Annotated in this window: 17 protein-coding genes and 1 other RNA gene; 16 read left to right on the top strand and 2 right to left on the bottom strand. The window is 59.5% G+C overall.

Annotated elements, in window-relative coordinates; translation table 11 throughout:
• Positions 1-173: 173 nt before the first annotated feature.
• The 9 genes from DWV32_RS05025 to gatB all read left to right on the top strand — a co-directional run bounded on the left by DWV32_RS05025 (position 174) and on the right by gatB (position 15,236).
• Complete coding sequence (locus DWV32_RS05025) at positions 174-995, top strand: Cof-type HAD-IIB family hydrolase (RefSeq protein ID WP_117757432.1); 822 nt, start codon at positions 174-176, stop codon at positions 993-995.
• A 606-nt stretch (positions 996-1,601) separates the two neighbouring features.
• A complete protein-coding gene (locus tag DWV32_RS05015; RefSeq protein WP_147346215.1) occupies positions 1,602-4,853 on the top strand; it encodes a Spy0128 family protein in 3,252 nt (1,083 codons plus the stop codon).
• Positions 4,846-6,516 (top strand): isopeptide-forming domain-containing fimbrial protein, encoded by a 1,671-nt coding sequence (locus DWV32_RS05010; RefSeq protein ID WP_158566072.1) that lies wholly within the window; start codon positions 4,846-4,848, stop codon positions 6,514-6,516. Before DWV32_RS05015 ends, DWV32_RS05010 begins: the two co-directional genes overlap by 8 nt.
• Positions 6,517-6,630: 114 nt before the next feature.
• Complete coding sequence (locus DWV32_RS05005) at positions 6,631-8,415, top strand: SpaA isopeptide-forming pilin-related protein (protein WP_158566070.1); 1,785 nt, start codon at positions 6,631-6,633, stop codon at positions 8,413-8,415.
• 998 nt (positions 8,416-9,413) lie between these two features.
• Positions 9,414-10,376, top strand: coding sequence for a MarR family transcriptional regulator (locus tag DWV32_RS10125; RefSeq protein ID WP_147346214.1), 963 nt, complete (start codon positions 9,414-9,416; stop codon positions 10,374-10,376).
• A 143-nt stretch (positions 10,377-10,519) separates the two neighbouring features.
• The gene (locus tag DWV32_RS04990; protein ID WP_158566066.1) at positions 10,520-11,437 is read left to right on the top strand and encodes a class C sortase; all 918 of its coding nucleotides are present in this window, start codon (positions 10,520-10,522) and stop codon (positions 11,435-11,437) included.
• Positions 11,438-11,734: 297 nt separating this feature from the next.
• On the top strand, positions 11,735-12,046 hold the full coding sequence (gene gatC, locus DWV32_RS04985; RefSeq protein ID WP_117716772.1) for an Asp-tRNA(Asn)/Glu-tRNA(Gln) amidotransferase subunit GatC: 312 nt from the start codon (positions 11,735-11,737) through the stop codon (positions 12,044-12,046).
• Positions 12,046-13,560, top strand: coding sequence for an Asp-tRNA(Asn)/Glu-tRNA(Gln) amidotransferase subunit GatA (gatA, locus tag DWV32_RS04980; RefSeq protein ID WP_117757425.1), 1,515 nt, complete (start codon positions 12,046-12,048; stop codon positions 13,558-13,560). Before gatC ends, gatA begins: the two co-directional genes overlap by 1 nt.
• Positions 13,560-15,236: an Asp-tRNA(Asn)/Glu-tRNA(Gln) amidotransferase subunit GatB gene (gatB, locus tag DWV32_RS04975; protein WP_117757424.1), complete on the top strand. Its 1,677-nt coding sequence runs from the start codon at positions 13,560-13,562 to the stop codon at positions 15,234-15,236. The genes gatA and gatB overlap by 1 nt, the downstream gene beginning before the upstream one ends.
• A 350-nt stretch (positions 15,237-15,586) precedes the next feature.
• Here the strand turns inward: gatB and DWV32_RS04970 are convergent, their stop codons facing one another.
• Entirely contained in the window at positions 15,587-16,585 is a 999-nt protein-coding gene (locus DWV32_RS04970) for an AraC family transcriptional regulator (protein ID WP_158566064.1), read from the bottom strand.
• Between the two features lie 120 nt (positions 16,586-16,705).
• On the opposite strand from DWV32_RS04970, the gene DWV32_RS04965 reads away from it, so the two are divergent.
• The 6 genes from DWV32_RS04965 to DWV32_RS04945 all read left to right on the top strand — a co-directional run bounded on the left by DWV32_RS04965 (position 16,706) and on the right by DWV32_RS04945 (position 23,831).
• Complete coding sequence (locus DWV32_RS04965; protein WP_187361824.1) at positions 16,706-18,529, top strand: ABC transporter ATP-binding protein; 1,824 nt, start codon at positions 16,706-16,708, stop codon at positions 18,527-18,529.
• Positions 18,530-20,287, top strand: a complete 1,758-nt coding sequence (locus tag DWV32_RS04960; RefSeq protein WP_117757422.1) for an ABC transporter ATP-binding protein — start codon at positions 18,530-18,532, stop codon at positions 20,285-20,287.
• 195 nt (positions 20,288-20,482) lie between these two features.
• Positions 20,483-20,728 (top strand): DUF6110 family protein, encoded by a 246-nt coding sequence (locus tag DWV32_RS04955; RefSeq protein WP_055250999.1) that lies wholly within the window; start codon positions 20,483-20,485, stop codon positions 20,726-20,728.
• 78 nt (positions 20,729-20,806) lie between these two features.
• The gene (locus tag DWV32_RS04950; protein WP_233540409.1) at positions 20,807-22,822 is read left to right on the top strand and encodes a heavy metal translocating P-type ATPase; all 2,016 of its coding nucleotides are present in this window, start codon (positions 20,807-20,809) and stop codon (positions 22,820-22,822) included.
• 143 nt (positions 22,823-22,965) lie between these two features.
• Complete coding sequence (locus DWV32_RS10225) at positions 22,966-23,319, top strand: hypothetical protein (protein WP_158556986.1); 354 nt, start codon at positions 22,966-22,968, stop codon at positions 23,317-23,319.
• A complete protein-coding gene (locus DWV32_RS04945; protein ID WP_158556985.1) occupies positions 23,316-23,831 on the top strand; it encodes a PIN domain-containing protein in 516 nt (171 codons plus the stop codon). The genes DWV32_RS10225 and DWV32_RS04945 overlap by 4 nt, the downstream gene beginning before the upstream one ends.
• A gap of 58 nt (positions 23,832-23,889) precedes the next feature.
• On the opposite strand, the gene DWV32_RS04940 is transcribed toward DWV32_RS04945, so the two are convergent.
• Positions 23,890-24,324 (bottom strand): hypothetical protein, encoded by a 435-nt coding sequence (locus DWV32_RS04940; RefSeq protein ID WP_117757419.1) that lies wholly within the window; start codon positions 24,322-24,324, stop codon positions 23,890-23,892.
• A gap of 237 nt (positions 24,325-24,561) precedes the next feature.
• On the opposite strand from DWV32_RS04940, the gene ssrA reads away from it, so the two are divergent.
• Positions 24,562-24,925: a transfer-messenger RNA gene (gene ssrA, locus DWV32_RS04935) on the top strand.
• Positions 24,926-25,380: the final 455 nt, after the last annotated feature.

Below are 25,380 nucleotides of genomic sequence, written 5' to 3'. Positions count from 1 at the left end.
CGATTTTGCCGAATAACGTCGAATGTTGTGATGGTTTGCGCCCCGGGCCAGGCCACCACAAGGGGGGCAGGCACCTTTGTGGCGATCGGGCCCCAACGGCCCGCGCCTTGGTATACCATGTACGCCGTTTGCGAATACCCCCCACACCGCCGCACAACCCAGAAAGGCCCCCCATGGACGCCACCTTCAGCCACATCAAAGCCGTGTTCTGCGATATCGACGGTACGCTGCTCACGAGCCAGCACACGGTGTCCCCGCGCACCGTGGTGGCGATCCGCGCCCTGCGCGAGCGCGGCGTGCTGTTTGGCCTGTGCACCGGGCGTGACGCCCACGCGACCGAGGCCATGTACGAGCTCTGGGGCATCGAAGGCCTGGTGGACGTGCTCGTGGGCTGCGGCGGCGCCGAGGTCATCGACCACGCGCACGACATCAACGAGCTGAGCTATTCGCTGCCGGGCGAGACCATCGCGCGCATCTGCAAGCACATGGCGGACCTTCCGGCAACGCCCGTCTGCCCCCGAGACGGCGTGTTCTACGTGCCCGAGAGCAACGCGTGCGTCGAGCACCTGTCGCGCGTCGACGGCGTGCCCTACCAGGTGGTCGATTTTGCCGAGTTCTTGCGCGAGCCGCAGCCCAAGGTGATGTTTACCATGGCGCCCGAGGTGATGCCGCGGGTGATTGAACGGGCGTCGACGTTTGCAGATAACACTGTTAAGGCGGCGGCCCTGCAGACCACGCAGCGGCTCTACGAGTTCATGGATCCGCGCGTGTCCAAGACGCGCGGCCTTGGGCGCGTGGCGGAGCTCAACGATATGGAGCTCCAGGACATCTGCGTGTTTGGCGATGCGGACAACGACACCTGCATGGTGGCCGACGCCGGCGTGGGCGTGGCTATGGCAAACGGCAGCGACGCCACCCGTACCGCCGCGGACTTTGTAACCGTGAGCAACGACGAGGACGGCATCGCGATCTTTATCGAGGAACATCTGCTGTAGCGCCGGGGGGCAGCCACAAAGAGGGCAGAGCGCCTTTGTGGTGGTTTTCCAAGCGTCCCAACAGTCGATTGTTGGGACGCTTTTTTGTAGCGAGGAGATTTGCGGCCGGTAACATGCGATGCCATTCAAGTGTCGATGTATGAACATATCGGCACACGCTAGTTGTGCAGTAATTGACCAATTAGCTCATAACTAATATTTCCAGGTAGATATACTGCCATTCACGGCGCAATTTTGACCGTTCACAGATTGAGCGGGTTAAAACAAAGTGTTGTACAAACAATGATAAAGTGTCATTTATCTAGATTTGCTAACGAGTTTACCAGCGTCTTTCCGAAATTTAACCCTCGAAAAACAATGCATAGTTTGAATAATTGTCAAGAAGTTAAGGCAACGTAAAGCAAAACTGACATTGTTAGGCTTGCGTTGTTTAAACAAAGAGTAATAATATGCATATCGAGCGCGAGCAATTATAGGTTGCGCGCCCAAGTTTGATGGTGAAAGAGCAAGATCGCGGTCTCTTGGGGAGGAGACATCGATGAAAGCGAATTCGGATAAATCTAAGCAGAGTAATAAAGCGACGCGCCGTGTGCTGGCAGGCGTTTTGTGCGGAGCCTCCGTTTTGAGCCTGGTACTGTCGCTCGTCATGCCTCCGATCTCGCAGGCCATTGCCAACGATGCCCAGACGGTTTCTACCGAGGAAACTGTGATGGGGGGGGTTCCTCAAGTGAGTCTACTGATGTAGGCAACACCAACAACGGGGATACCGAAAACCAGAATAGTGACGATGCTGCGGGCGACGAAGCCGACCCTTCAAATGGTGTTGAGCAGGGTCAGCCTGAAGGTAAGCTGCAGGCCGAAGATGGCGAGTTGTCGGATGGCAATGCCGTAATGCTGGCTGCGGAAGGCGGGCAGACTAAAACGGCATCCACTGAAATACGAACAGCTGACGACTTGAAAAAACTGGCAAATGCAAGCGGTGTTGCTAGCTTCAAGCTTATGAATGATGTCGAGACCGGCGAGACAATCGCGCTTAACAAGGACGGCAGCAATATCACGCTGGATTTAAATGGCTGCAAAATTAAGTATACAAGTCAGAGCCAGCCCCTATTCAACATAACCGGCGGCGCAACGTTGACTGTCAAGGACGGTCAGCAAGTTGCCGCGACAGAGACTACGACTTCTCAAACAAATAAATGCGGCAATCTCGCTTTAATGGAATACGATACTTCCAATGGCATTCCGACTGGCCTTACCTACTACGTAACCGAATCGGTCGCAAGCGGAACCCGTACAACCGAGACTCTTAAGGCGTATAAGGCTCATGTCAAGGGTGCCATCGTGGCGTGCTCAGGCTCAAAGGACTTGAGGCTCATCGTAATCAATAGCGGTGGCCACCTCAATCTTGAGAGCGGCATGATTACGCAGGATAAAAACAACTGTGTCAAAAATTTGGTGTACGCAGCGGGCAGTTCGGCCATCAGCGTGGACGGCGGGTATGTCTGCGGCGGATATTGTCCGGAGGGCGCCGCTGGTGCGGGTATTTCTGTCGAGAACTCAACTCTTGACATCTCTGACGGCGTAATCGCTGGTAACTATGCCCCCAGTGGCGGCGGCGTTTATGCCCTGAATTCTACGGTAAACATGGTTGGCGGTATTATCTCCGGTAACGGTACAAATGATAATGAAGTCGGTTATGGCGCGGGAATTTGTGCTGAGGACTCTATGGTGACCATTACGAATGGTTACATTACTAACAACAAATATCAGTTCTATACCGATGAAGGACACAAAGGTAACGGTTGTCACGGTGGTGGCGGCATTGCTGCCTTTAGCCACAATCAGGGACAGAAAAAAGGCGGTCTGGTTATTAGCGGCGGCTACATCACGGGCAACTACTCTGCCGAGGCTGGCGGCGGCGTTTATGCTGGCGCTTGGAATAAACCTCTTTCCGGGTTTGCGTTTTATGGTGGAATCATCGCCAGCAATGTGGCGCAAAACTCAGAGGGTGGCGGCATCCGTATCGCTGCGCCTACAGTTGGCGAATTTAATGTGAGCGGCAAGAAAGCCTACATCACTAACAATACGACCAATACCACCAACGACTGGGGCGGCGGTGGCGTATTCGTCCAGGGCAGCAGCGACAACAACGTTCAGCCGGCGAGCCTCAATATATATAATGCGCTGATTACCAACAATCATGCCAGTGGCTTTGGCGGCGGGTTTGCCGCTTGCCCGACTGGTAAGACTGCCATTACCGATACCAATGGCATCGCGATTTTCGGTAATTATGACGGTAAACCTGACGGTAGTGGTTATAACCGATCGGGCGGCACCCACGACAAGAACGATGACGCGGATTGGCGCCCTAACCACGAAGGCGGCGAAATAACTGAAGACTTTAAAAAAGCCGGTCACCAGGATCTTTTTCTTATTCGCGATAGTGCTAACGCTGAATCGCTGCCGTATATCGCTGCCGTAACGGGACAGATGCTTGGTGGTGGAGCTGCCAATTGGTCGGGCACGATCGACAAAACACCAACGTCTATCGGCAAGTACGAGGGCGCCCAAGCTAAGTACATGATTGGCCTTAAATCTGAGCCGATTCAGTATGATAAGGATGCTGCTACTGCGGCTGCGTCCCTCTTCATCACGGGCAACCGCTCCAACATCCACGGAGGCGGAGTCATGACCAACGGTGACGTAATCGCTGGCTCCACCACGCAGGTGAACGTGTATTCCAAGATGAAGCTCAACGGCACTAAGGCACTGGAAGGCCGCGCGCTTACTGCGGATGATGCGGGAAAATTCAGGTTCCAACTCTTGGAGCCGGGCGAGAGCGGTGGTGTCCCTAGCTTTAATAATAATGATGATGGCAAATTGCAGCTCAATGGCTGTTCAATAGTTGGCGATGACGATGGGGCCACGAACGACGCTGAAGGTAACTTTGTCTTTGATTTGGGCAGGGTCCACTCCGCTGGAACGAACGTCTACTACCTCGTTGAGGACCCCGGCAACGTTGCGGATCGCGTCCCTGGCGTGGACTACGACCAGACCATCTACAAGATTGAGCTTACAACTACAACCGAAGAGCGGCCGGTGCTGGATATTGATTACATCTACTTTTTAGTTACGAATGTAAGGGTTACTAATCTCAAAAATAATGAGGCGAAAACGTTTACTCCGAACAACGGTAGCGATGTCTCCATTAAGATCACCGATGGCAACACCGACAAGACCTTTACTAATGCATACAAACCCAAGGGCTCTTGGACGCCTCAGGTGACCAAGAAGGTTGATGGTGGCGAGATGAAGGCGTTCACATTCGAACTCGCGAACGAGGACGACCCGAACTTCACCAAACCGGAAACGGTAACAATTAATCCTGATCCTGCGAATGTCAAAACTGAAAAAAACGGTAATGCGACGAGCACGGTCGATTTCAAGTCGAAGACATATAAGCTCACGGACCTTAACAATGGTTCCAAGACCTTCACGTACTATGTGCGCGAGAAGTACGAAAGCTCGACCTATCCGCATTACAAGTTTGATCAGTCGGTCTATAGGTTCAAGGTTGTGGCAAAGGATAACACCCAAGGAGGAATCGACTGTGCGGTGACCTACAGGAAGGGAACCGTTGACCCCGGCGGTACGTGGAAAGACACCGATAATAAGGACCACGAGTTTCCCGACACTACCCCCACCTTCACCAACACCTACTCCACATCTTTGCCCCTTTCTGGTATGTCGGGCGTCACTCTGACGTACCTTGCCGGCGCGGCGGCGCTTTGCGCTGCTGCGGCCTGGATGCACATTCGTCGCAAGGCGAATGCGAAGGGAGGCGAGCGTCGTGAATAAGAAAGTTTGCTCCTTCCCGATCTTGTTTGCGCTGCTCGCCCTCTTGATCGGCACCTGCACGGTTGTGTTCCCCGCATCCGCGCAGGCCGCGCCGAGCGCGACCGGATCCATCACGGTGACAGGCACCGTGGCGCGCTGCTACGACGCCTACCAGATCTTTGACGCCAACGTCGTCGATGACGACAACGACGCCAAGATCGCCACCGACCTTGTCTGGGCAAGCGATGCCGTGCGCGACGCCGCGCTGCCTGTGTTGCACAGCGCCGGCATGCCCAATTCCCAGACCACCGCACAGGAAGCTGCCGAGTGGCTCAACACCGATTCCCGCCTTACGAGCGCGCTGAGCGCACGGCTCGCTCGTTCCCTCCAGAACTCTGGCGCCGTGTCCGTGGCCCTTAACGCGGGTACGGAGGCCAAGCTGCCCTGTGGCTACTGGCTCATCGTCGCCGACGACGACGCCATCGCCCAGGGCGAGGCCGGCACCGCGCCGATTATGGCGCTGGTGGGCGGCAGCGCCGTCACCGTCAAGCCCAAGGCGGCGACCCCCAAGGTCCAAAAGCATGTGCTGGAGGACAGCACCGCCGCATGGCAGAAGGCCGCCGACGCCACGGTCGCCGACGACCTGTACTGGCGCCTCTCTGCCACGGTCCCGGCCGGGCTCACCGCCTACGACACCTACACGGTGCGGTTCGTCGACACCATGAGCGCGGGACTCGACCCCTCTAAGGTGGCCGCGAGCATGCGCGTGTACGTGGCGGCGGGCGCGGACGGCGGCTTCGACGCCGTCTCGGCCGGTAAGGACGGCCGCGCCGGCGTCGAAGCCGCGAAGGGCTGGACCGATATCACGGCCCAGTGCGCCACCAAGGTAGCGGCCGACGGCAAGACCTTCACCGTGCGCACCGGCGACCTGATCGCCGCGCTCGGCGGGGCCGACGCCTTCGCCGCGGGCGCCCGCGTGGTCGCCGTGTACAATGCGCCGCTCAACAGCGCATGCAACCACGGCATCGCGAAGGGCAACCCCAACGAGGTCTACCTGCGCTACCCGCGCTCTCCCTTTGCCGACCAGTCCGGCGACGCCGGCTTCACCCGCACGCCGAGCGACGATGCGTGCGCCTACACCTGGGATCTCGCACTCACCAAGCGCGGCAGCGACGGCGACAAGCCGCTTGCTGGGGCAGTCCTGAGCATCGCCGACGACCGCGGCCGCACGCTGGCGGCCGACGGCACGTGGGATGCGGAGGGCAAGGCCACCGTCACCACGGGCGAGGACGGCCGCGTGACCGTCTCGGGCGTGGACTCGGGCAAGCTGGAGGTCCGCGAGCTCAAGGCGCCCAAGGGCTACACCGCCTTTGAGGGCACGCGCTCCGTGACGGTCAAGGCCGAGGGCCTGGACGTCGACCAGGTGGCCGCCGCCAAGCCCAAGCTCACCATCACGGCCGAGTCGCCCCTGCGCGCCGACAGCGCGGACGGGTCGACGGGCAGCCTGGAGGCGTCGCTCATTAACACGCCCACCGGCACACCCCCTAGCATTACCACCGGAGGCTTTATGCCCTCGACTGGCGATATGGCAATGTACGCCGCGGTCGCCGCAGCGGTCGCCGGAGCCGCGCTCATCGTGGTCGCGCTCCTGGTCAAGCGGGGAGGTGGCAGCCATAAAGAGTAGCTGGCAGCCCCACAGAGAGCGGGGCGAGACGTAGCGAAGTAGATGCTAAGACACAGACAGATGATGATCGATCGAATGAGAACCAACCGGAAAATGGAGGAAAAGAAGATGAGCATGAACAAGAACATCGCACGCCTGGCAGTAACCGCCGGCCTCACCGCAGCTCTGAGCTTCGGCGGCGTCATAGCCCCGGTGACCATGGCGTTTGCTGAGGGTGCGACGGCTACGACCAATAGCATCACGATCAAAAAGAAGAACGATAATGGCAGCGTGAAGTACAAGGCCTACCAGATTTTCGAGGCCGATGTCGTGGATGAGAGCGGCAAGACTGGCAAGACTGACAAGGTCGTTTCGAATGTTAAGTGGGCAACTGGCGTTAATGACAAGACGCAAAAAGCCATTATTGATGCCATCAACGACTATAATAATGATAAAGCAGACGATCTGAAAACCGATGCCAGCCCGCAGGATGTTGCCAATTGGCTGACTGCCAACATTACCGGGACCACAAATACGACGGTTCTCAAAGACACCGATTTGCTCAATACGCTTGCTGGACTGGTTGCGAAGAATGTCAATCCGACTAACCCGACGGGCGTTGGAGTGGCTTCGTTTGGGGCGGATACCAAGGTTTCTTTCGATAAATCTGGTTATTACCTGTTTCTGACTGACGCGGACACTTTGGCTTCGGATGAGTCGACGACCGGCAGCAAGAATACTGCTACTTCGCCGATTTATGCCGTCGTGGGCGCCGGCGATGTAGAGGTTACCGAGAAGACCAGCATTCCTACGGTCAATAAGCAGATTCTCGATGACACTAAGGGCAAGACGGCCGATAACGCTGAAACGGATAGCTGGAAGAACGTGGGCGACGCCTGGATTGGGCAGGTAATCGACTACAGGCTGACTGGTACCGTAGCGGACAATATTACTTCGTATGATAAATATCAGTACGAATTCCAGGATACGCTGAGCAAAGGTCTGGATGTTGTGAAGGATGCCAATGGCAACCCGTTGAATCTTAAGGTTTATATCGTTAAAAAAGACGGCACTCATGCTGAGGTCAAGCATGATGCTAGCAAGGGCTATACGGCAACTGCGACCAAGGCCAAGGATTCCAAGACAGAATTGCTCAAGGTCTCTTTTGCTGACCTTAAGGCCATCGTAGACACCACCAACGCCAGCATTGCAGCCGGTGACATTTCAAATGTCGTTGTGACCTATCAGGCTAAACTCACCAGCGATGCCGAATACACGGCTGCCGGTAACACCAACGAGGTCAAGCTTGTCTACTCCAACGATCCCATGTCTAACGGCACCGGCACTTCCGAATCGAAGAAGGTCGCTGATTACGTCTTCGGCTTCGATGTCACTAAGATCGACCCGGATAACTCGTCTGCGAAACTCGATGCTGGCTTTACGGTCAAAATGATTAAGGAAGGGTCCGATAACAGCGTTGAAAAATGGTTGAAGCAAGACGGCAGCTTCAGTAATGACGTAAATGACGCTTACACGTTTGAAACTACGGAGGCTGGCAACAAGGTCTCTATTCCCGGACTTGTTGCAGGCACATATCTGATTTCTGAGAGCAAGACACCTGCGGGCTACAACACCATTGCCGACTTCGAAATCACGGTGGCGCCTGAATACAATACAGACGGCACGCTTAAAGAGCTCAAAGTGACGTCCAATTCCAGCATGGCCGCTCCTGCGACTGGTGGAAATGTGACCACGACCAAAATCCCCGTCACCATCCAGAACAAGAAGGGCTCCAACCTCCCGCTGACCGGTCTCAACGGCGTGACCTTCACCTGGATCGCTGGTGGCGCGGTGCTGTGCATCGGCGTGGCTCACCTCATCCGCAGCCGTAAGCAGGCCGAGGAGTCCGAGCAGGAGTAACGCTCACTCACCCATCCCTTTGGCAGGTGGGATGTGATGGCCATGAGACTTGCGGACACTTTTCTCGTCCATCCACGTTCTTGCTTTGCCATTCTCTTTTCGGGGCAGACTCCGCACTGGAGTCTGCCCCGTTCTTTTGGGATAACGCAGCCAGCCTCCATCGTCCGATGCGGGCACGTTCGTCATCGCGTTTCTTGACTCGTATGAGGTTCGGTTTAAGGTCCGTAGGCGCACGCGCGGTACGGACGGTAGAAGGCATTTGCGCCGCAACAAGCGCAAATAAGAATGCCCGGGGGTCGGATCCCGGGCATTTAACAAAAGCTGAAAACTAGGCCGCCCGCGCTCTCGTACACTTACGCGGGGTGCGTCGTTTCCTGTAGCTATTCTATCCCGAATCGTTTCGCCGATTCGGGACATTTTGAAAACGCAAACACGTCGGGCAAATCCGGACAATGCGGCCAGGCTCCGCTGGGCGAGGAACCGTGTGTAACTATCGAACAAATGTTTGTCAAAATCGCGTTTACCAGGCGTGGGTGCATACACTCGCAGTAAAATATCCTTGCGACGCATCCCGTGCGCGGGCGGCCGACGACTCGATCGGAGGTCCCCAAATGCTGAAATTCCTTAACGCGCTCGCCGCCCTCGCGGCGGTTGGCACGTTCGTCATCGCGTTTCTCGACTCGTATGAGGTTCGGTTTAAGGTCCGTAGGCGCACGCGCGGTGCGGACGGTAGAAGGCATTTGCGCCGCAACAAGCGCAAATAAGAATGCCCGGGGTTCGGAGCCCGGGCATTTAACAACGTCGGAAACTGGTCGCCCGCGCTCCTAAGTACTTACGCGGGGTGCGTCGTTTCCTGTAGCTATTGTATCCCGAATCACCCCGCCGATTCGGGACATTTTGAAAACGCAAATATGGGCTTAGGCACGAACGGTATCTCATTAATTCCGAAAATTATGTATAATTCCAATACAAACTGGAATCGAACGAAAACAAAGGAAATGAACGAAGCGCTAATCTACTTACAAGAAGCACTAGGCCTTTCCGCCAAGACCAAAACTTGGCCTGGATCCGCACACTTGCCGCTGCATCTGCGGACGATTGAGGTCCGCGCTGTTGACGCAAACGGTTTTTCGTTTTTGCTTGCAAGTTTGCCTACTGGCGTCGGGCTTCCCGAGGCTAAGAGAGTCTATAGTCAGCTAGCCTTGCGCGCGGAGACTCCTGTTGTCGTTTCGTTTCCTGATGCCGATGCACGTCAGCGCAAAGCATTGATCGCACAAGGGATTCCCTTTGTCTGCCCAGGCAGACAGGCTTTTCTTCCATTTATGGGCACAGCCTGCACGGAGAGGGGCGGTGCCCGGTTTCGCAACCACGCGACCAAGATGTCACCCAACGCGCAGGCTGCCGCAATCTGGGGAGCAGCCCAGGAGCCATATCGTCCCTATGACCTTTGTCGTGCGCTTGGGATTTCGGCAAGCCGCGCGAGTGAGGCCATAACCGAGCTTGTTGACAGGGGGCTCGCGAGACGCGAGCGTCGCGAGCGGCGTGTCTTCGTGTTCCCTGTTGCCGTTGATCTTCTGCTCAGCGAGCACATGGCAGAGCTCTCCTCGCCTGTCTCAAAGGTCTTTTTTGCAAGGAAGACGCAGCAGATCGACTATCTTGTTGACGCCGGGGAGACGGCGCTCGCTGCGCGTTCGATGCTCGCTGCGCCGGGCATGGAACAAAAGGCCGTCTTAAAAAGTGCATGGCGTCAACTGAGCGACCTCGAAGTCGCAGATGGGGAGTTGCCGGATAACGAAACGGCGATGATCCAAGTGTGGCGCTATGCACCCGTGTTTGCCGGCTCCTCCCGTGTCGACGACATTTCGCTTGCGCTATCTTTGGCGGCAATCGACGATGAGCGAATTCAGCTCGAAGTCGATCGCATTTTTGGAAAGGAATATCCATGGCAAGAAGCGCTGTAGAAGGTCTCCAAGAATTCGAACTGTAGGCGGCGTTTCGGTCCTAGTTGCGTTGTCCGGCGTGGAGGCTCGCAATTCGGCTATTATTTGTTTAGACAACTTGAGTTGTAGAGGAGTGACCGGCGATGGTGCAGGGCGCCAAACATATGAAGAGCAATAACGCCGCGGCCAACGGCGGCTCAAGCCCTCAGCCCAAACCTCAACAAAAGCCCAAGCGCCGCCGCAAGCGGCTGCCGCGCTGGGCCGACCGTCTCATCACCATCGTCATCATCCTTATTGGCGTGGGCCTTATGACCTGGCCGTGGATCTTGGACCGGCTCGAGGCCTCGGGCGTGTTCAACCAGATCAGCACCGTGTCCAGCACCGTGGACGCGCTCTCTGCCGAGGAGCGCGAGCGCATCTTGCTGCAGGCGCGCTCCTATAACGAGCAGCTGGCGGGCGAGGCCACCGAGCTTCCCGCCGACCAGATCGAGCCCTACGCCCAGCAGCTCATCTTTGACCGCGACCCCATGATGAGCTGGGTCGAGATCCCCTCCATCGACGTGAGCATGCCTATCTACCACGGCACGAGCGAAGAAGTCCTCATGGCGGGCGTCGGCCACCTGGAGGGCACGAGCCTGCCGGTGGGCGGCACCTCGACGCATTGCGTGCTCACCGCGCACTCGGGTATGCGCAACCTGAGCATGTTCGACGACATCCACTCGCTGGAGCCCGGCGACCTGGTGCTGCTGCACACCATGAACAAGACGCTCGCCTACAAGATGGTGGACTCCGAGGTGGTGCTGCCTGAGGAGATGGAGTCGCTGACCATCGAGCCTGGCGCCGACAAGGTGACGCTCGTCACCTGCACGCCCTACGGCGTGAACGACCATCGCCTGCTGGTGCATTGCGTGCGCACCAAGTACAACAAGAAGGACGTCGACAAGCAAAAGTCGCTGGCCGGGCGCCACTGGGGCAAGCGCGAGTTTGCCGTGCTCATCGTGGTCGTAGCCATTGTGCTGTTGCTGCTGGACATCGTGATCCACGCGGTCCGTAAGCGCCGCAAGGCCAAGGCCTCGGCATAAGACATCGTTCAGAACCACCACAATGGGGACAGGTACCTTTGTGGTGGTCGGAGCTTCCAAACCATCACAACATTCGATGAAAATCTCGATTTTGGCGAAAAGCGTCGAATGTTGTGATGGTTTTCGTTGTGGGCGGGACGGTTTTTGCATTGTGACGATGCAGATTTTGCTGCATAACCGCCGGGACGCATCCGCCGCCCTCGTTACGTTTTCGCTGCATTTGGGTAAAGCACCTGCTCCAAGCGGCGTTGGCTTGTATACTAGAGCGGTTTATCTGTTATGCGGAAGGGAGCGCCTATGGCACTCAGCGAGAAAGACGTGCGCGGCATCGCCGAGTACGCAAAGATCGCACTGACCGATGACGAGCTCACCCAGATGACGTCCTACATGAATGACGCCGTCCAGATGCTCGAGCCCGTCCTGCAATATGACTTACCCGACGTGGAGCCCACGTTCCATCCCATCGGAAGCCTGTCCAACGTGATGGGCGACGACCTGCGCGAGCCCGAGCGCGACCTGCCGCTCGACGTCGCGCTCGAAAACGCCGGCAGCGCGCGTGAGCGCTACTTCCGCGTGCCGTCCATTTTGGGAGAGGGGGAGAGCGAATAATGGCGCTAAGCTTCGATTCCCTTACCGCCGCCCAGATTGCCGCGGGCGTTGCCGCCGGCGACTTTACCGCTACCGAGGTGGCCCAGGCCTCCCTTGCTGCCATCGAGACACGCGAGGGCGGGGTCCAGGCATTTTTGCAGATAGCGCCCGAGCTCGCACTTGAGGCCGCCGCCAAAATCGACGCCCGCCGCGCCGCCGGCGAGGTCCTGCCCCCGCTCGCGGGCGTGCCGCTGGCCATCAAGGACAACATGAACCTCGTGGGCACGCGCACCACCTGCGCTTCCCGCATGCTCGAGAACTACCAGAGCGTCTACACCGCCACCTGCGTCCAGCGCATGCTGGATGCCGGCTGCCTGCCCATGGGCAAGGCCAACATGGACGAGTTTGCCTTTGGCAGCTCCACCGAGAGCTCGGCGTTCCACCGCACCAACAACCCCTGGGATACCGAGCGCGTGCCCGGCGGCTCTTCGGGCGGCTCCGCTGCCGCCGTCGCCGCGGGCGAGGTCGCGCTCTCGCTGGGCTCGGACACCGGCGGCTCCATTCGCCAGCCGGCGTCGCTGTGCGGCGTGGTGGGCTTTAAGCCCACGTATGGCGCCGTGAGCCGTTACGGCGTGGTCGCCTTTGGCTCGTCGCTCGACCAGGTGGGGCCCTTTGGCCGCACGGTCGAGGATGTCGCGCTGGCCATGAACGCGCTTACCGGCGCGGGCCACGATCCGTACGACTGCACCAGCCAGGATTGCGCCGTCGACTTTACCGAGCATCTCAACGACAGCATCGAGGGCAAGCGCGTGGGCATCATCCCCGCGTTTATGGAGGCCGAGGGCCTGACGCCCGAGGTCAAGGCCGCTGTTCAGCGCGCCGCCCAGGAGCTGCAGAACCAGGGCGCCGAGCTGGTCGAGGTCGACCTGCCGCACCTGGATGCCGCCATCGCCGCCTACTACGTCATCGGCCCGGCCGAGGCGTTCTCCAACCTGGCCCGCTTCGACGGCATTCGCTACGGCTATCAGGAGGAGGGCTGCGCCAACCTGTCCGACCAGAGCTCGCTTTCGCGCGCCCACGGCTTTGGCGCCGAGGCCAAGCGCCGTCAGATGCTCGGCGCCTACCTGCTGAGCTCGGGCGTGTACGACAAGTACTACTACGCTGCGCAAAAGGCCCGTACGCTCATCACGCGGGACTACGACGCCGCGTATGCCAAGGTGGACACCATCCTCATGCCAGCCTCGCCGCGCACGGCCTTTAAGTTTGGCGAGATCAGCGACCCCACGCAGATGTACCTCTCCGACCTGTACACCATCTCGCTCAACATTTGCGGCAACGGCGGCATCTCGGTGCCGCTGGGCCTGGGCGAGGACACTCAGCTGCCCGTTTCTGCTCAGCTGGTGGGCCCGGCGTTTAAGGACCGTCAGCTGCTCACGTTTGCCCGCGCCCTGGAGCGCGGCTTTGCCGATGCCGCCACGGGCGCGCCCGTGCTTTCCGTCGCGCCCGATTTTGCCGGGAAGGGAGGCGAGCTGTAATGAAGGAGCTTTCCGAGGTCCTGCAGGATTGGGAGGCCGTGATCGGCCTGGAGATCCACACCGAGCTCACCGCACTCGATACCAAGATGTTCTGCAACTGCAAGCTCAGCCACGATGACGAGCCCAACGCCAACGTGTGCCCGGTGTGCCTGGGCCTGCCCGGCGCCCTGCCGGTGCCCAACAAGCGCGCTATCGAGAGCATCGTCAAGGCGGGTCTGGCCACCAACTGCGAGATCCAGCGCCACTCGATGTTCTACCGCAAGCACTACTTCTATCCCGATATGGCCAAGAACTTCCAGACCACGCAGGGTCCGGTCGCCTTTGCCATGTACGGTCACCTTGATCTGGATGTGACCGGTCGCGGTGCCGCCGAGCGCCCCGAATGCGCGTTTGGCGAGGCCGAGGCCCAGAGCCTGGCGAGCGCCTCGGCCAACGCCGAGGGCTTGTCCACGTCCATGACGTCGACCATGCGCGAGGGCAACCAGCGCGCCGGCCACCTGGCCAGCTATGACGCGTCCAACTTGCAGATGCCCGAGCGTCGCGAGGACGGTTCCTACACGGTGCCCATCCGCATCCTGCGCATCCACATGGAGGAGGACGCCGCCAAGATGGTCCACGTGGGCGGCGCCGAGGGCCGCATTACCGCCGCGGCCGAGTCGCTCGTCGACTACAACCGCTGCGGCACGCCGCTGATCGAGCTCGTCACCGAGCCCGACCTGCGCACGCCCGAGGAGGCTCGCCTGTTTATGGAGAAGCTCCGCCGCATCTTTGTGACGCTGGGCATTTCGGACTGCTCCATGGAGAAGGGTTCCATGCGCTGCGATGGCAACGTGTCGCTGCGCCGCCGCGGCGAGACCAAGCTGGGTACCAAGACCGAGCTCAAGAACCTCAACTCGTTTAAGAGCCTGCATGACGGCCTTGCCTACGAGATCTGCCGTCAGGCCGAGGTGCTCGAGGAGGGCGGCATCATCTATCAGGAGACCCGCCACTGGGAGCCCAGCCGCAAGCGCACCGTGGTCATGCGTGTGAAGGAAACGGCCGACGACTATCGTCTGTTCCCCGATCCCGACTTGGCTCCGTTCGACCTGGACGACGAGTTTATCGATCGTTGCCGTGGCGAGATCCCCGAGCTGCCCGATGCCAAGCGCGCTCGTTTTGAGGCCGACTTTGGTATTAAGGCGACCGATGCCGAGCAGATCGCGGGCGACCCCGAGTTTGCCGAGTTCTTTGAGGCTGCCGCTGCCGGTATGGCTGGCAAGGAGGCCCAGACGGTCGCAAACCTGCTGGTCAACGAGATGATCGCCTACCTTAAGAGCGCAGGCGTGTCGCTCGCCGAGTCCGGCATCGCGCCGGCTCAGGTAGCAGCGCTGGCCAAGCTGCTGGTGACCGATGCCATCAGCTCCAACCAGGCGCACGAGGTCTTTGAGGCCATGGCCCAGACCGGTGACGATCCCAACAAGATCGTCGACGAGCGTGGTATGCGTCAGGTGAGCGATGCCGGTGCGTTGCAGCCGATCGTGGACGAGGTGCTGGCAAACTGTGCCGAGCAGGCGCAGCAGTATCGTGACGGCAACCAGAAGGTCATCGGCTTTTTGGTGGGCCAGTGCATGAAGGCGAGCCGCGGCAAGGGCAACCCGAAGCTCTTCAACGAGTTGCTGAGAACGTCGCTCTCGTAAGCGGGAACCCGGGAGCCCCGGCAGGGCGGGTGCTTCCTCAAAATTTCAAACAGTCCTGCGCAAGACGAAGGCCACATTAAGTGGCCTTCTTTGCGTGCGGAACTCATTTTGAGCAAGCACCCGCCCTGCCGGGGCTCCCGGGTTCTGCGACGACTCGGCCGTTCGGGTCAGGTGGGCTGAATGGAATAGAGTGAATGGGGGTGCCGTCGGCACGCCCATTGTTTTGAAGGGAACTCATTGAGAGGCAAGGCCCTGCGCCCGGCCCCTCGGTTTCGTGACGACTCGGCCGTTCGGGTCAGGCGGGCTGAATGGAATAGAGTGAATGAGGGTGCCGTTGGCGCCTTCATTCTTTATATATGTTGGGAGCGCCAGGTGGTGGGGGTGGTGCCGGTGTGTTGCTTGAAGGCTTGGGCGAAGGCGGCCTGCTGAGGGTAGCCTAGACGCTCTGCGACCTGCGCTATCGTGAGCGAGCTATCGGCCAAAAGGTCCTGTGCTCGTTCCATACGGCGTCTGCGAATGTAGACGCCCAGGGACTCGCCAGTTTGGGCTTTAAAGGTGGCGCATAGCTTGGAGCGGCTTGTGTAGAGCCTCTCGGCCACCTCGTTGATACCCACACGCCTGCCTTTGTCGAGCGCGCGCTCAATCATTACCGTTGCTTCCTCGGCAATGGTCACGCTGGCGCGTGTGTCTGCCGCCTGCTGCGCCTGCTTGTGGGCCGCGCGCGAACAGGCGAGCTCCGCGACCATGGTCTCCACGATGCCTTGCATATAGACGTGTCCGCCTACGGTGCGGGCGCGTTCCTCGTTAATCCGACGCAGCGTGTGGCAGATGGCAGACGTCGCCTCCTCGTGCCATGGCTCGGCAAACGCCTCGAAGATTCCCGCGAACTCGGTGGGATAGCGGTGCTCCAGTTCGTCAAAATAACCGGGCAAAAAGAGGACCGAGCGCGAGTGGTAGAGCTGCCCTGCAAATAGCGGGCTTAGCTCCTCGCCGCAGCTGTCTTGGACAAAGCTGCAGATCGCGCTGTTCGGCCACGGCCCATGCAGCGGCTTGAGGTTCGCAGGCGTTATGCCGGCTTCGGGCATGCACCTGAGCGTGGGCGCGCTGACTTCGCTCACGCACGCGTACGGTTCGGGCGTGTATTCGGCTAGGTGCATGTTGTGCGTCGGGGTAATGAAATGCTCCATGACGATGCAGGTGGGGGAGAGGGGCATGATCCATGCGCGTCCGTGCGCCCGATCGTTTGCCACCTCACCGGTAAAGACGGCGCCCTTGCCGGAGAACTCCAAGCCAAACTGCTCAAACTGCGGTGCGTAGAGCTCGGTTATATCGGTTGCCGCCCGCCGCATTTTCAAAAGCGTCCCCTTCCTTTGCGGAAACGTCCACGCCTGGCCCAATTGTGTGCCTCGGCTAACACGCCCATGATAAGTTTCTTACGGTTAACTCTCAAGCCGTTAGAAAGGAATCTCATGGCAAAGGGATCAAAAAAGGAAGGCGGCGGCATCGGCGAGCTACTTGCATATGCCGGTGACCGTAAATTCCTAACGTATTTGGGCATGGCCCTCTCGGCGCTCTCGCAGCTGCTGAGCTTTGGCCCGTTCGTGTGCATTTGGCTTGTCGCGCGCGATCTGATCGCCGTGGCACCTAACTGGAGCGAAGCCTGCGGCATCGCGACGTATGGCTGGTGGGCTGTGGGCTTTGCCCTGGCAAGCATCGTGATTTATTTCGTGGGGCTCATGTGCACACACCTATCCGCGTTTCGTTGCGCGTCCAATATCCGCAAGGCTACGAGCGAGCATCTGCTTAAGCTGCCGCTCGGCTACTTTGACACGCACGCCACCGGTGAGCTGCGCCGTATCGTAGACGGATGCGCCGCCTCAACCGAGACACTGCTCGCGCACATGCTGCCCGATATCGCCGGCGCCACCGCCATGGTCGCAGGTCTGCTCGTGCTGCTTTTCGCCCTCGATTGGCGCTTGGGCGCGGCATGCCTAATCTCGGTCGTCGTTTCGTTTTGCGCCATGGCCACCATGATGAGCGGCAAGGGCGCCGAGTTCATGAAGGCCTACATGGGCGCGCTGGTCAAGATGAACAAGACCGGTACCGAATACGTACGCGGCATTCCCGTGGTCAAGGTGTTTCAGCAGACGGTCTATTCCTTTAAGGCGTTCCACGACGCGATCGCCGAATACGCCGACATGGCACAAAGCTATGCGGGCACGTTTTGCCGAGGTCCGCAGGTACTCAACCTTACCGCGCTCAATGGTCTTGTGACATTCCTGTTGCCCGTGGCGTTGCTGTTGGCGCCGGGCGAGACGGACTTTGCACGCTTTATGACCAACTTCACGTTTTACGCGATATTTTCGGCCGTGGTACCGACGGCCATGACCAAGCTCATGTTTGTGGGCGAGGCCTCTCAGATGAGTGCCGATTCGCTGGCTCGCATTCGAAGCGTCATGGATTCCAAGCGGCTCTCCGTGCCTGCCCAGCCCAAGCACTCCGCCGGTAGCGATGTGTGCTTTGAGGACGTGAGCTTTACGTACGAAGGTGCCGAAGCACCTGCCGTTAGCCATGTGAGTTTCAGCGTTCCCGCTGGTAGCACCCTCGCCCTGGTGGGTCCCTCGGGCGGCGGTAAGTCAACCTGCGCCAGCCTGATCCCGCGTTTTTGGGATGTTTCCGCAGGCCGTGTGCTCGTAGGCGGTGTGGACGTTCGCGATATGGATCCGCACGAGCTTATGGACCAGGTCGCCTTCGTGTTCCAGACCAACCAGCTGTTCCGGCAAACACTTGCCGATAACGTGCGCGCTTCCAAGCCTACGGCCACTGACGACGAAGTGCGTGCGGCCCTCTCCGCAGCTCAGTGCGACGACATTGTGGCCAAGCTCCCGCGGGGTATTAACACCATGCTCGGTGCCGGCGGAGCATATCTTTCGGGCGGCGAGGTCCAGCGCGTGGCACTCGCCCGCGCGATCCTTAAAGACGCGCCTATCGTGGTGCTCGACGAGGCCACAGCGTTTGCCGACCCCGAGAACGAGGCGCTCATCCAGCGTGCCTTTAGCAAACTGGCGGCGGGTCGCACAGTCATTATGATCGCGCACCGGCTTTCGACCGTGGTGGGGGCCGACAAGATCGTGGTGCTCAACCAAGGTAGCGTGCAGGAGACTGGCACCCATGCCGAGCTACTGTCCCAAAACGGTCTATACGCCAAGATGTGGGCCGAATACGAACAGGCCGCGAGCTGGAAGATCACTGCTGCCGCGGATGCCGCCGTCACGAAGGGAGGCGAGGCCTAAATGTTCGCCTCATTCCAAAAGAAGTACTTCCTATCCGATAAAGGCGTCGCCGGCGTACAACGCGGCATTTTCTGGACCGCGCTCACCAATCTCATTACCATGGCCGGCATGGGCTTATTGTTCCTGGTCATGGCCGGTTTTGTCGAACATCTCGCCACCGGTGCCGACCTGCCGGATGCCCTGCCGATTGTGGGCGGCCTCCTGGTCTTTTTCGTGTTGCTCTTTGCCTCTAACTGGCAGCAGTATTACTACACCTACTGCATCTTTTACGAGGAGTGCGGCAAGCAGCGTATGGAGATTGCCGAGCGCTTTCGCAAGCTGCCGCTGTCGTTTTTTGGCCGTCGTGATCTGGCCGATTTAACCGAGACCATCATGGGCGACGTCCAGGCCATGGAGCACGCCTACAGCCACGTGCTGGGAGAGCTTTGGGGTGCCATCATCGCAAGCGCCATTGTGTTCGTGGCGTCGCTGTTCTTTTGCTGGCAGCTGGCGATCGCGGCGTTTTGGAGCGTGCCCGTGGCCTTTGCCGTGCTGTATCTAACGCGCGGCCCCATGACCCCGGTGTTCGACCATGTGCGCGCCGAGAAGGTCAAGGTTACCGAGGCGATCCAGGAGACGCTTGACTGCGTGCGCGAGATCCGCGCCACCAACCAGGAGGCTCATTATCTTGAGGGGCTCAACGCCGTGATCGATGCCGAGGAGCGCGAGACCACCAGAGGCGAGCTCGCCAATGGGCTTTTGGTCAACTCCGCCTTTGCCATCCTGCGCCTGGGGATTGCCACCACGTTGGTCACGGGCGCTGCGATGGTCGCCTCCGGCCAGGTCGACTTTTTGATGATGTTTGCCTTTCTGCTTATGGTGAGCCGCATCTATGCGCCCTTTGATCAGGCGCTGATGCTGATGTCCGAGCTGTTTGCCGCCGAGTCGTCGGCCAAGCGCATGCGTTCCATCATGGAGGAGCCCGTGGCGCGGGGCAGCGAGCAGTTTGAGCCCGTAGGCCACGATGTGGTGTTCGATCACGTGGCATTTGGCTATGGTGCGGGCGAGGACGGCCGCGCCGGCGAGAAAGTTCTTACCGATGTGAGCTTTACCGCCAAGGAAGGCGAGGTCACGGCACTGGTCGGTCCTTCGGGTTCCGGTAAGTCTACGGTGAGCCGCCTGGCCGCACGCTTTTGGGATGCCACCGAAGGCACGGTCACCGTGGGTGGCGTGGATGTTGCGAGCGTGGATCCCGAGGTGTTGCTGCGCGACTACACCATTGTGTTCCAAGACGTGCTGCTCTTTGACGACACGGTGATGGGAAACATCCGTCTTGGTCGTCGCGATGCCACCGATGAGGAAGTGCTTGCTGCCGCGCGTGCCGCCAACTGCGACGAGTTTGTGAGCCGCATGCCGCAGGGTTATGACACCATGATCGGCGAGAACGGCTCCAAGCTGTCCGGCGGTGAGCGCCAGCGCATCTCCATCGCCCGCGCGCTGCTCAAAGACGCCCCGATTGTGTTGCTGGACGAGGCAACAGCGAGCTTGGATGTGGAGAACGAGACCGTGGTTCAGCAGGCGCTCTCCCGTCTGCTTGCAGGTAAGACGGTTATCGTTATTGCCCACCGTATGCGTACGGTGGAAAATGCCGACAAAATCGTTGTACTCAAGGATGGTGTGGTTGCCGAGCAGGGCACTCCGGCGCAGCTCAAGGCGGCAGGTGGAGAATTCGCCCGCATGGTGGCGCTGCAAAAGGAAGCAGCTACCTGGCAGTTGTAAGAAGGGGCAAAGGGACAGTCCCTTTCTCACATTGACAATCGGTTACTCCGCATCGTTAATTTTCAAAAGGTTAGCCATGGCTGACCTAGATAGTTAGATAAAATTGAGATATTTCAAAAGCGTGCTCGAGCAAACTTGTTTACTCGGGTGCTGAAGCACCATGCCGCGTCCAATGCGGCAAAAGGGAGAAGCAACATGAAGAAGTCGACGTTCAATACCCTGCTTGTCGGTGGCGGTTTTCTGCTTGGCACGGCCGGCATCAAGCTGCTTACCAGCGCTCCGGTAAAGAATGCCTGCGTGCAGGGTATCGCGTGCGGCATGCGCATCAAGAACGGCTACCAGGACATGGTCGAGCAGGCCAAGGCTAATGTCGACGACATGGTTGCCGAGGCTGCTTACATCACCCAGAGCGAGGCCGCTGCTGACGAGGCAGCCGAGTAACGCTCCCAGGCACAAACTATGAGATTCTCGATTATTAGCGAGATCCCCGGCAGGACCCGTCTTCAATTGGCGGGTCCTGTGCCAGAGAGCGATCTCGATGCACTTCTTAAGCTCAGCGGCGAAATCGATGGTGTGCGCAAGGTGCGCGTATATGGCCGCATCGGCCAGATGGCACTCGAATACGACGAGTCGCGCCGCGATGCCGTGCTGGCCGCCGTCGGTGCGCTCGACGCTCAGGCCATTGCCGACGCAAAGACGGGTTACGTGATGCAGCTTGAGCCGCGCAAGCACAAACTCGTTATGGACCTGGCGACACTCGTCGGTGCCCATTACGCACGTCGCTGGTTCTTGCCCACGCCACTGCGCGCGGTGTTTGTCGTGGCCGGTTACATGGCCTTTTTGCGTGCCGCCCTCCGTGAGCTCGCGCAGCCGCGCCTGACCGTTCCCGTGCTCGACGCTTCGGCCATCGGTATCTCGTTTGTCAAACGTGATGTCGACACCGCGGGCCAGACGATGTTCCTGCTCAACGTGGGCGAGCTGCTCGAGGACTACACCCGTGCCATGAGCGAAAACGAGCTCATCAACTCGCTGCTCGACGTGCCCGATAAGGCACAAAAGGTCGTCGGCGATACCGAGGTAAGCGTTGCCGCGACCGAGCTTGAGCCCGGCGACTTGGTGGCCGTGCGCACTGGCATGTCCATTTGCATCGACGGTGTTGTCGAGCAGGGGAGCGCTATGGTCAACCAGGCGACCCTGACCGGCGAGCCGCTGGCCGTCGAGCGCAGCGTGGGCGACGACGTGTTCGCCGGTACCGTCGTGGAAGATGGCAGCATCTTGGTGCGCGTGCGCGCCAATACGGCTCAAACCAAGCTCCGCTCAATCGTCTCACTCGTGCAGACGGCCGACTCGCTCAAGTCCGAGGGCCAGTCGCACATGGAAGACCTCGCCAACAAGATCGTCCCGTGGAACTTCCTGCTCGCGGGCCTGGTTGCGCTTACCACCCGCAGCCTCATCAAGACCTCGGCGGCGTTGATGGTCGACTACTCGTGCGCACTCAAGCTTACGGGCTCCGTTGCCGTCATGACCGCTATGAGCGATGCCGCCAAGATGGGCGTCATGGTCAAGGGCGCGAAGTACTTTGAGTCGTTTGCCAAAGCCGACACCATTGTGTTTGATAAGACTGGCACGCTTACCGAGGCGCAGCCGCGCCTGGCTTGCGTGCTCACCACCGATGGCTGGAGCGAGGACGAGGTCCTGCGTCTTTCCGCTTGCTTGGAGGAGCATTTCCCGCATCCGGTGGCGCGTGCCGTGGTCAACGCCGCCCGCGAACGCGGGCTTGAGCACCGCGAGCGCCATGCCGCCGTCGAGTACATCGTGGCGCACGGCATCGCTTCGTCCATCGAGGGGCGTCGCGCCATCATCGGTTCCGCGCACTTTGTATTCGAGGATGAGGGCGCGCAGCTCGAGTCCGACATCAAGGAGCAAATCGAGCTCCAGATGCAGGGCCTGTCGCCGCTGTATCTGGCGGTCGATGGCAAGGTCGTCGGCGTGCTCGGCATCGAGGATCCGCTCAAGCCCGGGGTCCGTGAGGCCATCGCCGACCTGCATGCGCTGGGCGTCAAGCATGTCGTTATGCTCACGGGCGATTCCGAGCGCACGGCCGAGCGCATTGCTCGCGAGGCAGGTGTCGACGAGTTTAAGGCCGAGCTGCTGCCCGAGGACAAGTACGCGTATGTGGAGCGCATTAAGAGCGAGGGACGCCACGTTGCCATGGTGGGCGACGGCGTCAACGATTCGCCGGCGCTCGGTTTGGCCGACGTGGGCCTGGCGATGGGTGGCGGAAGCGATATCGCCAAGGAGGTCGCCGATATCATCCTGACCGATACGGATCTCGCCGCGATCGTGCGCCTGCGCCGCATGAGTCAGGGCCTCATTGATCGTCTGACGAGCTCCTATTCTAAGGTGATGCTCACTAACTCGGCGCTGTTGGCACTGGGCATTACCGGAACGATTACCCCGCAGGCGTCGTCGCTGCTGCACAACGGCTCGACGATTGCCTACAGCCTGAGCAACGCCAAGGCGTACCTGCGTTAGCAGACGTGTTCGCCCACGTTATCTGGCCTGCGCCCAGACGGCATCGGTGTCGTCTGGGCGCAGGCCTTTTGCGTTTGACCATGTGCTAGCTTCTCTATATAGTGTTGCTAGCAGGGATAGCAATTGAAGGGAGCGGGATCGACGTGGGTGCTGTTAGCGGCATGGCGCAGGTGAACGTTCGCGTAAATCGCCAGGTCAAGAACCGTGCCGAGGAGGTGCTGCAGCTTTCGGGCAGGTCGCTGCCCGGGCTCATCAAAAAGGTGGTGGCCAAGGTCGCGCAGGGTGGCGGGCAGTGCGAGGAAGTGCTTGCGGCCGTCGACGACCGGCAGCAGACCGTCGCGCCCGATACTCCGTTCGCCGCATCATGGGCGGCAGCGGACCAGCTTTACGCGGACCTGGGCATCGCTACCTCGTCCGTATCCGATGCCCGCGATTGGGACACAATCTATTCCGAAGCCATGGACGAGCGCTATCGCCAAAAGGGGATGATCCTGTGAGCGGGGCTCCTCTCAAAATAATGGTGGACGCCAACGTATGGGTTGATTCATTTTGCGTCGACCATGCCGAGTCGCTTGCCGCGCGTGCGTTTATTGGGCGGGCGACGGAATCGGGCGCAACGTTGCTCTTTCCGGTGCATATCGCCAAGGACGTGCTGTACGTTGTCCAGCACGAACTGAAGCGTAGCGTTCTTGCCAGCGGGGGAGCGCTCGACGAGGCTTCTGCCCGCGCGATTGGCGATGCGGCGCTGGCGTTTGTTCGGAATATGACCGAAAACGCCACGGCCGTGGGTGCAGATGCGTCGGACCTTTGGCTGGCCGACAAATACTTAGCGCTCCATCGCGATTACGAGGACAACTTGGTGCTCGCCGCATGCAAGCGCGCGCAGGTCGATTACTTGGTGACCAACGATCGAAAACTGCTCGAACATGCCGATCTTGCAGCAAAGACCCCGCGCCAAATGATGCCGATTCTGGCTTTGGCCGAACGCGGCGGCGCGGCTATCGGTTGATGCGAACTGTTTGCGGGCCTCTTGGACGACGATGCGCCAAGGGGCCCGCGTCTGCTATTTACAAAAGCTCGGCCTTAATGGCGGGACTTTCTGCGAGCTGCTCGGCTGCCTTTTCGTCGGAGCTGTCGAGTGCTGCCAGACTGCGGTAGACCCACTCGTTGACCTGGGTGTTCTTGACGCCTGCGGTCTGCATAAGGGCACCTACCTCGCGGATTGCTGCGAGCAGATTGGCCTTGGGACCCGCGAGCTCGACCTCGATGCCGTGGTAGGCGGTCACGCCGCGGTTCTCGCTCACGTGGTCGATAAAGCCCTCGACGGTCTCAAGCTGCTGGGCGAGAGCCGCATCATCGTCAGCGTCCAGCGCGACGAGTGCGTTCGATACCGTGAGGGCGGGATGTCCGCAGGGGACAAAGCCCTCGATGACATCCATAGCTTCGGTAATGGTTGAGCCCAGGCCTGCGAGGGCATTGACGAGTTGCTGCTTGGTATCCATAACGGTCCTTTCGACGGGTCAATTTTGCTTGGCGAAAATATACGTGATGCGATCGGTAACAAAAGTGCGAAGTGCGGCGCACATTGGGGTCTTCACAGCTCGTGCATAGGACAGCTGTCCGCTTTCAGAACGTGGTAAGATAACACTCCACAAGCGGGGCTCGCCCCGTATGTTCCTTGAAAAGTCGACGGGTGTTGGGTGCTCGTGCCCAATGCTATCCAGACTTTCCCGACATTCGGGGGCGACTGGTTTCGACACGATAGCTCTGAGAGAGGAAGCAAGCCGAGGTCTCCTCGCCTCGTTAAACAGGGGTACCGTCAAATTGAATTGACAACAACTCTTCTTTTGAGCCTATGGCTCTCGCTGCTTAATTTATAGCGGCGCGTCAACCCGGTGATTTCCCCGACACCGGTGCGACGTCATGTTAAGGGAATGCTCCTGCGCACGTAATCGGTATGGCGCAGGCTAAGATCGAACCGGTTGGGATGCTGCGAGCGTGTCGCTGCGCGCAAAGCGTCCGAGACTAAACCAGCGACTGAGCTTGGAGATGCCAATCAGGGGGCTTTCGTGGACCGGAGTTCGATTCTCCGCGCCTCCACCAATAGTTACAGGCAGGTAGATATTCGTATCTACCTGCCTTTTCATTTCTAGCCCGTACCGCGGAGAATCGAACTCTGTGCAGGGCGCGAGCGTTAAACAAACGCGGAGCGTTTGTAGCGAGCGGGCGAGGACGCCGGCAGGCGGCCGAAGCCGGTGCGGATTTGCGAAGCAAATACGCGGATTCTCCGCGCAAAGCCTCGACTGGATATAGATTCGATGCCGACCGGATGACAGCCTGCCGTGTCCCGCGCGGACGGATCCCCTCCACCCGCGGAGAATCGAACTCTATGCAGGGCGCGGGCGTAAAGAAAACGCCTCAGTGACGCAGAGTGGGACGCGCTTTCCCAATGGCAGCCCAGGCGGAAAGCCCATCCCGGAATCCGCGCTCAGACTGGGACGTAGTTTCCGGATGACACATCAAGCGGAAACCGCATCCCGGAATCCGCGCTCAGAACG

This window comes from Collinsella sp. AF04-24, from assembly GCF_003465685.1.
GTDB classification, from domain to species: domain Bacteria; phylum Actinomycetota; class Coriobacteriia; order Coriobacteriales; family Coriobacteriaceae; genus Collinsella; species Collinsella aerofaciens_AP.
This window is presented reverse-complemented; position numbering and strand designations above follow the sequence as displayed.